Genomic DNA, 13,368 nt, shown 5'->3' with positions numbered 1-13,368 from the left:
CAGCGCCCGCTTTCAGGGCTGACGCCCGTGCCGCGCCTCGGTTGGCTTCCGACGGGCAACGTCCGAACTTTCATTCGACACAACCAACTTATCGAAACCCTAACTGGCGGGCGAAGCAACGCCGCCAGAAAACGCGGAGCTATGTCCATGTTCATTCTCGACAGACGAAATCTTCTGGCGCTCGGTGCGGCCGGCGCGGCAACGGCAATGGCAAGTAGACTTTCTCGTGCCGCTGCCGCCGATACCAAGGTGTTCACAGCCGATGAAGCCGGCGTGATGGTCGATAGCACGGTGATTGTCGGCGAGAAATCCGCCGTCGTCATCGACGCCCAGTTTACGGTCGCCAATGCCAAAGCGCTCGCCGACGTCATCCAGGCTACGGGCAGGAAAGTCGAGACCATCCTGGTCACCCACTACCATCCAGACCATTTGCTCGGCCTGTCAGTGCTGCTGGAGCGTTTCCCGGAAGCGAAGCCCCTGACCCATCCGAAGGTCCTTGAGATGATCAACAAGGCGTCCGCTCCGACACTCAAGGTGTTGAGCGAACATGCGCCGCAGGGCGTCTTCACCGACAAGCTCATCGTGCCCGACGTCTTGACCCGCGACCATCTGCTGCTGGAGGGCGAGCGCATCGACATTCTGGACCCGATGCATGGCGACACGGAGTTCGTAACGCCGGTTCACATACCTTCCCTGAACACCCTCATTGCAGCGGATGTCGGGTACACCGATACGCATCTCTGGTTGGAGGAAAACATAACTCCCGACCAGATCGGCAAGTGGCGCGAGAGTACCAAAAGGCTGGAGGCGATCGGCGCAGAAACCGTCATTCCTGGACATCGGAAGCCGGAAAGCCGTTCGGACAATTCCATATTCGCCTATACGAGAGCCTATCTCGACAACTGGGAGAAGGCCTTGCTCAAGAGCAAATCGGCCGATGAGCTGAAGGCTGCGCTTGTCAAAGAGCATCCCGATGCAGGGTTCGCCTTTGCGCTTGAGCGTTCGGTCGCTGCGATCTACGGAAAATAGCGTGTCTCAAACCTGCACCGAGCGGCCAGTCCTGGCCGCTTCGCGTGCGGCCACGGCAAATTTCAAGGATTTCAAGCCGTCGCGGCCCGTCACCGTTGGCGACCCATTGCCAGCCATCGCTGCGTTGAAGTCGCTGACGACTTTGTCGTAGGCGTTGACATGGTCGATCTGCTCTTCGACCTTTTCGCCATTCCTGCGCACGAACACGCGTCCACCACCACGCTGGAGCAGAACGTCGTCCGCAAACACCGAAGCCTTCGTGCCAAAGAGCTCAACCGTCGTTCTAGCGTGATCGATGGCAAAGCTCTCGGTGATCTGAACAATCGTCCCGGTCTTCATTCGGGCGACGATCGCGACCGTGTCCTCGACTTCCTTCGACGTTATTCCATTGTTGGCGGTCATCGCGACGACCTCCTGCGCTTCCGTACCCAGGATGTAGTGCAAAAGGTCTGCGTCATGCACGGTAAGGTCGAAGAACACGCCGGCTCCGGCGGTCACGGAATCGGTTCTCCAGCCGCGATTGGCGACTGGAAGCAGCACACCGAACGTCATGCGGGCCGCGACCAGCGTACCCAATTCCCCATTCTTCACCAGATCGTGGAGCCTGATATGGGTCGCCATGTTCCGCAGGTGGTGGTTGATGCCCAAAACGCGATTGTGCGTTTCGGCGGCCGCAATCATGGCTTCGGCCTCGGCGACTGTCATTGCCATCGGCTTTTCGCCGAGCACATGTTTGCCTGCCAGGATTGCCGCAATCGCATCGGGGGCATGCTTCTCATTGGTGTTGCTTATGTAGACGGCATCGACGTCCGAGCGAAGCAGCGCTTCAATGGTATCGTGGATCTGCGGGATGCCGTTTCGCTCGGCGTAGGCGTGTCCACGGGCCGTGTCGGAGGAGAAGACGGCGGCGACCTCGCTGTTCGGATCGCCGTTGATAGCTGGTATCAGCCATTCCTCGGCAATCCGGCTGGCGCCGATCAATCCCCATTTGTAAATTTTGCTCATCGATTTCTTCCTACTGGAACTCATGGTCATAGAGGGAGGATCTTATCCAAGCTGACACCGGGAGGGCGTTCTCCGGACTGCAGAATGGAGAGAAAACTCCGGTCGCGGTCAGCTGATCCGGCTACCGGTTTGCTTGTCGAAGGCGATCAGCTTCGTTGTGTTCAGGCGTAGTCGGGTCGGGCCAAGTCCAATGATCGAACCTGCACGCAGCCGCGCCGTCAGCTCGGCGCCGGCGAATTTGAAGATGATGACGTCGTCTGAACCAGTGGGCTCGATCAACTCGATGACGACGTCGATATCGAGATCGTTCTCACCTGCGCTTCCCGAGACGTTGGAGAAATTCTCGGGGCGGATGCCAAAGGTGCAGGCAGGGGCCGCTGTCGAAAGATGCGTGACCAACGCTGCAGGCAGGGGGATCACATCCGGCGCGTCGCCAAACCTTGCCGTCAGGCTGCTGCCGGTCTTGACCACGCTGCCATCGATCAGGTTTATGCGCGGCGCGCCGATAAAGGTGGCGACGAATGTGTTGGCCGGCCTGTCATAGACCTCGTTAGGCGTCCCGACCTGCTGCAGCGCGCCTTTGTCCAGAATTGCAATGCGCGTTGCCAGCGTCATCGCTTCGATCTGGTCGTGGGTGACGTAGACGGTGGTCTTGCCCATCCGCTGATGAAGCTTCTTCAATTCCGTGCGCATCTCCACCCGCAGCAGCGCGTCGAGATTGGAAAGAGGTTCATCGAACAGGAAGATGCTGGGTTCGCGGACAAGGGCGCGCCCGATGGCAACGCGCTGACGTTGTCCGCCCGACAACTGCGACGGTTTGCGGTCCAGCAGGTGCTCGATTTGCAAAAGCTTGGCGACACCCTGCACGGCATCCGCACGTTTCGCGCTGGAGACTTTCCGCATTTCCAGCGGGAACGAGATGTTCTGGCGCACAGTCATTGATGGATAGAGCGCATAGGACTGAAACACCATTGCGATGTCGCGGTGCTGGCATGGCAAATCGTTGATCACCCTACCATTCAGTTTGATCTCGCCCGAGGTCACTCCATGAAGGCCTGCTATCGCATGCAGCAATGTGGACTTGCCACAGCCGGAAGGGCCAAGCAGGACGAGAAACTCGCCGGAATCTATTTCCAGGTTGATGTTCTTCAGCACCGCGAGGTTCGGGCCGTAGAATTTGTTGATCTGGTTGAGGGCGAGGGATGACATCGACGTACCTTGTGTAAGGGCAACTGGCCTTGTGAACGGGTGGCAACGACAAAACATAGGCTTCGCGCTCCGCTTGGAGCACGGTTCGGGTATGGCAGCCGATTGGACCAGAATTCGAGGGTGACGCTTGCGGCCGAGAGCGGGATTAGCTGTCAGGCCCTCCCATCTTGTTGATCAGAACGGTCGGTCCGGATCTCTTCCAGTCGAGAACGGCATCGAAGCCCAGCAATCTGCGCCGGGACAAGGTCAAATGGTTGAACATCGCCTCGTAAGCCAGAAGCGGCTCCTTGGCTGCGATAGCATCGACGATCGGTGCGTGCTCGACGCGAACCACCTCCAGCCGGGTCTGGGTCGCTGTGGTCGCGAACTGACCAATCAACCGCATGCCGAAAACGATCTGCTTGTGCAGCATGGACATTGTGCTGGCGTACATGGAGTTCTGTGAGGCCTGCGCGACAGCGATATGAAAATCCAGGTCGAGATCGCCAAAGGCCTCATCGCTCATGCCTTCCTCGAAAGCATTGTGTGCCGCGATGATCACATCCATGTCTTCGTCACGGCGGCGCAGGGCGGCCACGGCCGCCGCGTCGCATTCGATGGTGAGCCGGAACTCGAATGCATGGATGAGATCGGCGATGTTCTCGATGGGGCGGAAACCCTTTGCAGGCGCTTCGGAGCCGTTGAGGACGTAGCTGCCTGAACCACGCTTCGAGTTGATGATGCCGTCATTGCGCAGCCGGATAAGGGCTTCGCGTACCACCGGCCGGGACACTCCATGCTGCTCGGCAAGCTCCATCTCGGTGGGGATACGCGTCCCTTCGGACCATTGCCCGCTGTCGACGAGTTGCCTCATCGTCTCGTAGAGCTTTTCCGAAAGTTTGGTCCTTTGGGCGTAAGCCATTCCAGTGCCTCATTACATATTTGTAAATCTACACGTCATTTGTCAGATTTCAAGCTTGATTTACGCTTAAAAGTCAGACATTGTCATTTTGTTCGATGCTGAGCTCGGTGTGAGTCCTCCCTCTGCACCAGCTTGCAGGAAACCGCCCGCCGGCACGCATTGCCAGAGGCCTCGCCTGGAGAATCTGCGTTTGGCACAGCATTTGTGCAGGGCGCGGGGCACAGGGCTGTGCACGATGCCGGGCAATCCTGAGCCGGGACCAGGCAATGGCCGGCGGGCAAATTCGTCCTGCCTCAACGGCAACGTCTGTTCGAGGCGCATACGGCCAACCTGAGGACTTTCCCTGATGAACCTGCCGCAATCGCTGTATGACGAGGTATTTGGGACGACTCCGCACTGGATTTATCATGCGTGGCTGATGTTCACGATCTGGATCGTGCTGGTGCCGGCCGTCCTGCTGCTGACGCGTTTTGGCAAACCGGCGCCGTCGCTGATCGGCATCCCGAAAGGAAGCCCTAAGCTCGGTCGTAAGCTGTTCTGGTTCACCATGCACCGGGTCGGCTTGTCGGTGCTTGCCATGGCCAGCGTTGTCGCTGGGACTATCGCCATTGCCGCCAGTGGAGGTTTCAGCGCCACGCTTCATTCGGTGTTCGGCATCGCGACAGTGGTCTTTGGCGTAATGCAGATCGTCAGCGCCTGGTTCCGCGGCTCGCACGGCGTCCGTAATCCGGCAGGTTCAGCCACTAATGAGCCTCCTGTTCCGCACGGCGATCACTATGAGATGACGGCACGACGGCGCTGGTTTGAAGCCTATCACAAGACGGCCGGCTGGCTGACGGTTGCCTGCGCGTTGGGCGCCGTCGCCACTGGGCTTTCACAATTTTGGGTGCCTGGCGTAGGGGTAGTTCTGGCGCTTCTTGCCGTGCTCTACGCACTGATCGCTGTCGTCCTTGAGGCGCGCGGTTATCGCCACGACACCTACATGTCGAATTTTGGCACGGGCGCGCATCACCCATTCAATGAGAAAAGAATAGAAGAAATGTCTCGCAGATAGCCCTGGCTATCGCCGTTTGCTGGTTTGGTCAGCACGACTTGCCGGCTGTGGAATATGAAACGGAAGGCTTGCCCCGCTTTTCAGTTGTCGAGCTGGTTGATGCGATCAGCCTCAATTCTGGTGCCGTCGCGTTCCCCGACCGGGCCATATCCACCACCGCCAGGCGTCTGGACAACGAGCGTATCGCCAGCTGGGACGAGTTGCTTGCCTTTGCCGCGCAGCCGCGGTCCCGATTTCAGCCCAACATAGCCGGCGCCGCCCTCCGCGCCGCCAAACCGTCCTCGCGCCGTATGCTCGATGCGATCAAGTGCGGCATAGATATAGAACGGATGGTTGTCGCGATGACCGATCTCGATGATCTGGCCGAGCCCGCCCCGGAAGCGGCCCTGTCCGCCGCTTCCCGGGCGCAGTTCCTTGCGCCAGAAGACCAGCGGCGTCATGGTCTCCAATATCTCGATCGGCACGCCCGAAACGCCGCTCGGAAAGGCGGTGGCGTTGAGCCCGTCGTCATTGGAGCGGGCGCCGGTTCCTCCCGTCTGGACGGACAGTGCCGAGAATCTCGGAGTCTGCCCGATGCCTTGGGTCAGACAGGCATCATGCGCGTCCTCGAGGATGAGATTCCAGAGCGAGGATGCACCCTCGGCCAGCACCTTGTCAGGTACGACCTGAGCCAGGCAGCCGTAGACGACGTCGGGAAGCATCTGGCCGATCACATGCCGTGACGAGACCGGGGCAGGGCGCTGCGCGTTGACGATCGTGTCTTCCGGCGCGGTGACCTCTACCACCGACAGCGACCCCGAATTGTTGGGCACCTGGGGAAAGAGCGCGCAAGCGATCGCGTATGTGGAATAGGCCTGTGCGTAGCTCAACGGCACGTTTATGCCACGTGCCGAAAGGCCTGACGTGCCTGTGAAGTCGACTTGGATCAAATCGCTTGAAATGGTCGTCGTCGCAACCAGGGCAACCGGCTTGTCGTAACCGTCTATCACCATTTCCGCGGTGGTCGTTCCGGTCGGCAGGCCCGCAATCGCAGCAATGGCCGCCTCGCGCGAGCGGCTGACGATCTGGTCGCAGAGCGGTGTGAGATCGCCCAGCGGAAATTCCCCTAACATCTCGCGCAAACGGCCCACCCCGATCGCATTGCAGGCGGCAAGCGACATGAGGTCGCCTTCCATTTCGGCGGGATAGCGCGAATTGCTTCGCGTAAGCGTTATCAGCGTTCCATCGAGCATGCCTTCGGCGATCATCTTCATGGGAGGAACATAAAAACCCTCCTCGAAGACGTCACGGCCGTCAGGTCCGAAGCCGATGCCGCCCACATCCATGAAGTGGCAGGTGGAAGCGAAGAGTCCCACCATCGACCCGGCAAAAAAAGCTGGCGTGACGGCGACGAAATCATGCAGATGGCCGGTGCCAAGCCATGGGTCGTTGGTGATGTAGACGTCGCCATCCTTCATGGACGACGCGGGAAACCGCGCCAGGAAGTGACGAACCGATGCCGCCATGGTGTTGACATGGCCTGGCGTACCGGTCACCGCCTGCGCGATCATCCGCCCATCCGGGTGAAAGAAGCCGGCGGATAGATCTCCGGACTCCCGCACGATTGGGCTGAAGGCTGTGCGCCGCAGCGCCTGGGCCTGTTCTTCGACGACCGCGATCAAGCGATTCCACATGATCTGGAATTCGATCTCGTCGATAGCGGGGATCGGCCGGTCAGTCTGTTGCATGGAAGTCTCCATTATTCCGCGGCCGCCGCAACGCCGATGGCGGTATTGGTGAGTTCAAGATGGCCCAGCCGGTCGACCGCCACTTCAAAATGCGCAGGCACCACCGTGTTGGTCTCGGATTCGGTAATGACAGCGGGGCCGGCGATCGAATGGCCGCTGCCAAGATCGGCACGCAGATAGACCGGCGCCTTGACGGATTTGCCGTCGAAATCGACAAAATCCGTCCAGCCGCTCGGCTTTGGCTTGGCGCTCGGTGGTCGAACTTCCTTCAGCGTCTCGCGCAAGGGCTGGTGCGCCGTCGCGGTGACCGCCCAGGTCAGGATCTCGATTGCGTGGTTCTCCAGGAAGCGTCCAAACACTGCGCTGTAGTGTTCTTCAAAACGCTGGCGCAGCGTGGTGGGATCGATGTTGGCCGATCTATCAAGCGGCAGGTCGACTTCCAGCTCGTGGCCCTGACCGACATAGCGCAGAAATGCCGACGTGCGCATTTCGACCGGGCGCCCGTTTGCCGCCGGCTCGACCACGGAAATGGCTTCGGCGTGCATTTGCAAGATGAGGTCGTGGATGACACCGTCGTTCACGTCGGCAAGACGGCTGTGGCGGCTACGCACGATCTCGTAGGCCAGCGGCGCTTCCAGGAAACCGATGGCTGAGCCAACGCCCGCGCCTATCGGCACGATGACCTTTTCCAGGCCGAGTTTACGGGCAAGCTGGGCCGCATGCATCGGCGCAGCGCCGCCGAACGCGATCATGGCGCGTTTGCGCAGGTCCTTGCCGTGTTCCGCGGCATGGACGCGGCTGGCGTTCGACATGTTTTCTTCGACGATGGCCGCCACGGCCGAGGCAGCGACCACCGATTTTAGGGATAACGGGGAACCGACATGATCGCCCAACGCCTTTTCAGCAAGGTCGCGGCGCAGTCCGACCTTGCCGCCGGCGAAGTTCGTGGCGTCGATGCGGCCAAGAACCAGATCGGCGTCCGTGACCGTGGGGCGATGGCCGCCGCGATTGTAGCACGCCGGACCTGGTTCCGACGACGCACTTTCCGGCCCGACGGTCAGCCGACCAAGGCTGTCGACTTGGGCAATGGAACCGCCGCCGGCGCCGATCTCGACCATTTCGATGACCGGAATGCGAACCGGAAGGCCGCTGCCTCTCAGGAACCGTTCGGTGCGGTCGACCTCGAAGCTGCGGGACTTCAGGGGCGTGCCGTTGTCGATCAGGCAAAGCTTGGCAGTGGTGCCGCCCATGTCGAAGGACACGATCTCCTTCAGACCGCAGTCGCCGGCGATCTTGGAAGCAAGAATGGCGCCGCCGGCCGGGCCTGATTCCACAAGTCGTATCGGGAATGCTGCCGCTTGGTCGACGGTCGTCAGCCCACCACCCGACGTCATCAGCAGCAGGGGAGCGCGCAGCCCACGACGGGCAAGTTCCGTCTTCAGGCGGCCGAGATAGCCGGCCATGATCGGGCGGATATAGGCATTGGCCACGGTGGTTGACGTACGCTCATACTCCCGAACTTCCGGGCAGACTTCGCAGGACAGTGAGAACGTCACGCCCGGTAAGGCGGCCGACAGAACTTCCCGAACCTTTAGCTCATGTGCCGGGTTCGCGTAGGCGTGGATGAACGAGATGGCAACACTTTCGATGCCGGCCGTTTTGAGCGTTTTGCCGAGTTCTGCCACCTGGTCCTCAGGCAACGGTTTCAGCACCGAACCATCGGCGGCGACACGCTCTCCTATGACGAACCGGTGTTTCCTGCCTACAAGGGGTTGAGGCTTCTTGATGAAAATATCGTATTGGTCGTGACGGCTTTCAGAGCCGATCTCGATCGTGTCGCGAAAACCGTCGGTGGTTACAAGGGCTGTGTTCGCCCCGCGCCGTTCGATGATGGCGTTCGTCGCCAGCGTCGTTCCGTGCAGGAACAGATCGAGGTCGGCGAATGACAGCCCTTTCTGCTCCAGGAGATTTTCGACTCCTTCCAGCACCGCTTCCTCGGGTGCCCGTTTCGTCGTCAGCACTTTCGTGGAAGAGCGTTCGCCGGCTATTTCCAGCACGACATCTGTGAAGGTACCGCCGATGTCGACGGACACACGGTTGATTTGCGCGTTCATAGCCTACCTTGGGAATGGAGTTGAAGGTACATTGTCTGACTAATATAGCTATGTCAATCCGGTATCTCCGCTCGCGAGGAAGCCGCCGTGAAAAAGCGATCGCTCTGGAATTTTTATATTGCATTGAAAACATTGAGTTTATTTGAAAGCGGCGACGTTTTCAGTCAGATTTTTTTGATTTCGACGGGCGATTTTTCGGTGAATTTCGCATGACAAACAGAATCACAATTGACAAATATGTAAATTCAAATGACTGTTGATGTGACCGGCTCTTGACGCAGTGGCTGGGGCGGGCGGGATAAGGCGCCGGAGATGCGGCTTTGCAATGGGCAGCATTGTCGACGTGCTGGGAGCCGGCGGATAGCGCGTTCGTTCCCGTCGCGCTCGGCCTGGCCGCGGGTCCTATGGAGTTCAGGCCGTGGGACAGCAGGGCCGGAAGGAATTCAGAATTGTTTCGGAAATTGACATGACATTTACGACGACAAGAAATTTCGACAACTGGATAGATGGCAGCTGGCGTCAGGCGTCAGGGCGCGAAATCGAGCGTCGCAATCCAAGCAATGGCGCCTTGGTCTCGCGATTTCGCGATTCTACGGTAGCCGACGTCGACATGGCTGTTTTGTCCGCAAAAACAGCGTTCAGGACGAAATGGGCCGGTGCGACAGGAGCAGAGCGTTCGGCGGTTCTCGCGAGAGCGGCCGATATCATCCGACGTCGTGCGGATGAACTCGCTTTTTTCGAAATGGCCGAAAGCGGCAAGCCCGCAAAGCAGGCCCGCGTCGAAATAGAACGCTCTTCAATGCTTTGGGACTATGCGGCAACGCAAGCGCGCTCCATCACTGGCGATAGTTTTGGCCAACTCGGCGACTGTTATTTCGCGGCGACGGTGCGTGCGCCGCTCGGTGTCGCTGCCATCATCACGCCTTGGAACTTCCCGTTTCTCATCATCAGCCAGAAATTGCCATTCGCGCTTGCCGCCGGCTGCGCTGCGGTGGTCAAGCCAAGCGAACTGACCAGCGCGACGACTTTGCTGCTCGGCGAAATCCTTCAAGAGGCGGGCCTGCCGGACGGCGTCCTCAACATCGTCGCCGGGTCGGGGGCGACCTGTGGGGATCTGCTACTGCGTCATCTCGACATCGACATGATCTCGTTTACCGGCTCCACCAGAGTGGGCAAGCATGCCATGCGGGTCGGCGCTGACGGCATGAAGAAGGTGTCGTTGGAATTGGGTGGAAAGAACGCGCACATCGTCATGGCGGATGCCGATCTGGACAATGCGCTGGACGCTGCTCTGCACGGAGCATTTCTCAATGCAGGTCAATCCTGCAACCAGGGCAGCAGACTTCTGCTCCAGTCCTCCATCGCGGCGGAATTCATCCGGAAATTCGTCGATTGCGCCGCGCGGGTGACGGTGGGAGATACCCAAGCTGACGGTATGCTGCTCGGACCGATCATCAACAAGGATCAGTACGACAAGATCGTCGATTACATCGCCGTCGGCAAGGCGGAGGGCGCGACACTGGCGCTGGGCGGCACACACCGGGAAGAGAATGGTGGGTATTTCATCCACCCTACGGTCTTCACCGGCGTGCGACCGCATATGCGCATAGCGCGGGAAGAGATTTTTGGTCCGGTCGTATCGATCCTCGAATTCGAGACGCTGGAGGACGCGATCGCTTTGGCAAACGAGTCCGTCTACGGCCTGTCCGCTGGCATCTGGACCGGAAATGTGTCGCACGCGATGAAGGCGGTGCAATCGCTCAACGCTGGCACTGTATGGGTCAACACCTATCTCGATGGCCCGGCCGAGCTTCCTTTCGGCGGCGTGGGCGAAAGCGGCATCGGTCGTGAAGTCGGCAGGCTTGGCGTCGAGGAATTCACAGACATTAAAACAGTCCAGATACGCAGCGGCGGTTATGGCCGTCGCTGGATTGGACAGGCGATTGAGGCCCCCAATGCCTGACACGACGATCAAGCCCGAATATGACTACATCGTTGTCGGCGGCGGTTCAGCCGGCTGTGTGGTCGCCTCCCGCCTGAGCGAGAACCCTCACGTGACGGTGCTGCTGTTGGAAGCCGGCGCCAGGAACGATACACCGCTGGTGCGCTGGCCGGCCGGCTATTCCCGCTTGCAAGGCAACAAGGTGCGCTGGGAATGGTCGACGGTGCCACAGAAGCACCTCAACAACCGGAAGCTTCTGTTCCCGCAAGGCAAGCTTCTCGGCGGCGGCAGTTCGGTCAACTCGATGGTGTACATCAGAGGCAACCGGAAAGACTACGATTCCTGGCGTGAGCAGGGTAACGACGGCTGGGGCTATGACGATCTGCTGCCCTATTTCCGCCGCTCGGAAGACAATGAGCGCTTTGCCGACGCTTTCCACGGCACCGATGGGCCGATGGGAGTTTCGGACCAGCGCCTGCCGATAGATCTGACCCGGAAATTCGTCCGCGCGGCCCAGGAGGCAGGGTTCGATCACAACCCGGATTTCAATGGGCGTGAGCAGTATGGCGTCGGCTACTATCAGGTGACGCAGCGAGCCGTTCGCCGCAGCAGCACGGCTGCCGCCTTCATTTACCCAAACTTGTCACGGCCAAACCTGACCGTGGTGACGGAAACGCGGGTCACCAGGATTGGCATGGAACATGGCCGGGCACGGTCGGTCACCTATCTCGCACCAGGTTCCAATCGCGCCGCGATTGTTCGGGCGGGCAGTGAGATCATCGTTTCCGCCGGCGCGATCAATTCGCCGAAGTTGCTGCTTCTTTCGGGAATCGGACCAGCTTCGGAACTGCGCCAAACAGGCGTGGATACGGTCGTCAACCTGCCAGGCGTTGGCAAGAACCTCCAGGACCACATGGATGTATATTGCTGCGTCAGCCTGAAGGAGCGCGCGTCTTACAACGGCCATGACCGGGGCCTGATGGCCGCCTGGCACGGCCTGCAGTTCCTGATGTTTGGAACCGGTCCGCTCACCAGCAATGTGTGTGAGGGCGGCGCATTTGTCAGTACAACCGGCGACCATGACTGGCCCGACATCCAGATGCATTTCCTGCCGGCCTATGTAATCGATCACGGCCGCGTGCGCGTTGCCGGGCATGGCATGACATTGAACACCGCCTATCTTCGCCCGGAAAGCCGCGGCCAGGTGACGCTGGCATCGACAGATCCCATGGACGATCCTCTTATTGACCCGGATTTCCTGTCCAATCCGAATGATCTTCGACACAGCATCGAAGGCTTCAAGCTGGCGCGTGAAATCTTGTCGCAGCCAAGTTTCAGCAGACTTTACAAGGCGGAGCATCTGCCCGGCAAAGATGTGCGCTCGGACCAGCAAATCACCGAGTACATAAGGCAATGGTCCAAGACCGATTTCCATCCGGCAGGTACCTGCAAGATGGGAAGCGACGATATGGCAGTCGTCGATAAGGACCTGAAGGTGCGTGGCGTCGACGCCCTGCGGGTCATCGACGCATCGATCATGCCGACGCTTGTCAGCGGCAATACCAACGCCCCCTCCATCATGATCGGAGAGCGCGGCGCGGATGCCATCCTTGGAAGGCGGGAACAGACGACACAGCCGCCGATCGAAATCGGACACGCTGCCCAGGTACTCCGTCAGCATGGATTGAGAGGGTGACTGTGAGCCAAGCCCGCCCCTTGATCCTTCATATGTTTCATACGGCGCCTGCGTTGGTTGCTGTGTTCGACGGACTTGCGAAGGAGCTCGGTGCCGGCATAGCGCTGAAGCACACGGTGCGGGAAGATCTGCTGAAGTCGGCGATCGAGTGCGGCAGTGCCACGCCCGAGATCATAGCCGCGGCCGCCGAAGCCATGCTGGCGGAGTTCCGGCTGGGGACGGATGCCGTGATCTGCACCTGCTCCACGATCGGGGCAGCCGCCGACGTCGCCAACTCGACATCGGACAGGCCTGTGTTGCGCATCGACCGGCCCATGGCTCGCGAAAGCGTCAGGACTGCGAGCCGCATTCTGGTCCTGGCTACGCTCGGCACCACGATTGCCCCCACCGCTGCGCTGATCGAGACGGAAGCCAGGGCCGCAGGACGCAAGCCCGATATCGATTCCGTCGTGCTCGACAGAGCGAGACAGCTTTTTCTGAGCGGCAACATCGATGCTTATCTCCAAGCGGTGGCGGAGGGCATCACCGCAGCCACTCTCGACGCCGACGTGGTTGTGCTGGCACAGGCCTCGATGGCTGCCGCATTGCCCCTCGTCGGCAAGACCGAGGTTCCGATCCTGACCAGTCCCCGCATCGGGTTCATCGCTGCGCTTCGGGATCTCCAGCCCGGCGGCGCATGGGGAGCTTAGAC

Annotated in this window: 10 protein-coding genes; 5 read left to right on the top strand and 5 right to left on the bottom strand. The window is 59.9% G+C overall.

Features of this window, described 5'->3' with window-relative positions; genetic code table 11:
* The first annotated feature begins 27 nt into the window (after positions 1-27).
* Complete coding sequence (locus EN808_RS26865) at positions 28-1,029, top strand: MBL fold metallo-hydrolase (RefSeq protein ID WP_245525130.1); 1,002 nt, start codon at positions 28-30, stop codon at positions 1,027-1,029.
* Positions 1,030-1,035: 6 nt separating this feature from the next.
* On the opposite strand, the gene EN808_RS26860 is transcribed toward EN808_RS26865, so the two are convergent.
* From EN808_RS26860 to EN808_RS26850, 3 genes are all read right to left on the bottom strand, one after another.
* Positions 1,036-2,010: a Gfo/Idh/MocA family oxidoreductase gene (locus tag EN808_RS26860; RefSeq protein ID WP_189524170.1), complete on the bottom strand. Its 975-nt coding sequence runs from the start codon at positions 2,008-2,010 to the stop codon at positions 1,036-1,038.
* A 132-nt stretch (positions 2,011-2,142) separates the two neighbouring features.
* Positions 2,143-3,243 (bottom strand): ABC transporter ATP-binding protein, encoded by a 1,101-nt coding sequence (locus EN808_RS26855; protein ID WP_127870994.1) that lies wholly within the window; start codon positions 3,241-3,243, stop codon positions 2,143-2,145.
* A gap of 145 nt (positions 3,244-3,388) precedes the next feature.
* Positions 3,389-4,144 (bottom strand): FadR/GntR family transcriptional regulator, encoded by a 756-nt coding sequence (locus EN808_RS26850; protein ID WP_127870995.1) that lies wholly within the window; start codon positions 4,142-4,144, stop codon positions 3,389-3,391.
* 346 nt (positions 4,145-4,490) lie between these two features.
* Between EN808_RS26850 and EN808_RS26845 the strand changes: the two genes are divergently transcribed.
* Positions 4,491-5,198 carry a hypothetical protein gene (locus tag EN808_RS26845; protein ID WP_135917223.1) on the top strand — a complete coding sequence of 236 codons (708 nt, stop codon included), beginning with the start codon at positions 4,491-4,493 and terminating at the stop codon, positions 5,196-5,198.
* Positions 5,199-5,278: 80 nt separating this feature from the next.
* On the opposite strand, the gene EN808_RS26840 is transcribed toward EN808_RS26845, so the two are convergent.
* Positions 5,279-6,925, bottom strand: a complete 1,647-nt coding sequence (locus EN808_RS26840; RefSeq protein WP_135917222.1) for a hydantoinase B/oxoprolinase family protein — start codon at positions 6,923-6,925, stop codon at positions 5,279-5,281.
* Positions 6,926-6,936: 11 nt separating this feature from the next.
* Positions 6,937-9,039, bottom strand: coding sequence for a hydantoinase/oxoprolinase family protein (locus tag EN808_RS26835; RefSeq protein ID WP_135917221.1), 2,103 nt, complete (start codon positions 9,037-9,039; stop codon positions 6,937-6,939).
* A gap of 418 nt (positions 9,040-9,457) precedes the next feature.
* On the opposite strand from EN808_RS26835, the gene EN808_RS26830 reads away from it, so the two are divergent.
* From EN808_RS26830 to EN808_RS26820, 3 genes are read left to right on the top strand one after another with little or no spacing between them, the layout of a single operon-like run.
* Positions 9,458-11,002 (top strand): aldehyde dehydrogenase family protein, encoded by a 1,545-nt coding sequence (locus tag EN808_RS26830; RefSeq protein ID WP_245525129.1) that lies wholly within the window; start codon positions 9,458-9,460, stop codon positions 11,000-11,002.
* Positions 10,995-12,677 carry a GMC family oxidoreductase N-terminal domain-containing protein gene (locus EN808_RS26825; RefSeq protein WP_135917220.1) on the top strand — a complete coding sequence of 561 codons (1,683 nt, stop codon included), beginning with the start codon at positions 10,995-10,997 and terminating at the stop codon, positions 12,675-12,677. The genes EN808_RS26830 and EN808_RS26825 overlap by 8 nt, the downstream gene beginning before the upstream one ends.
* Before the next feature lie 32 nt (positions 12,678-12,709).
* A complete protein-coding gene (locus EN808_RS26820; RefSeq protein ID WP_210235457.1) occupies positions 12,710-13,366 on the top strand; it encodes an aspartate/glutamate racemase family protein in 657 nt (218 codons plus the stop codon).
* Positions 13,367-13,368 lie beyond the last annotated feature (2 nt).

Source organism: Mesorhizobium sp. M8A.F.Ca.ET.165.01.1.1 (assembly GCF_004792065.1).
In the GTDB taxonomy this organism is placed as follows: domain Bacteria; phylum Pseudomonadota; class Alphaproteobacteria; order Rhizobiales; family Rhizobiaceae; genus Mesorhizobium.
The sequence above is the reverse complement of the archived record's forward strand: the minus strand, read 5'-3'. Positions and strand labels throughout refer to the sequence as shown.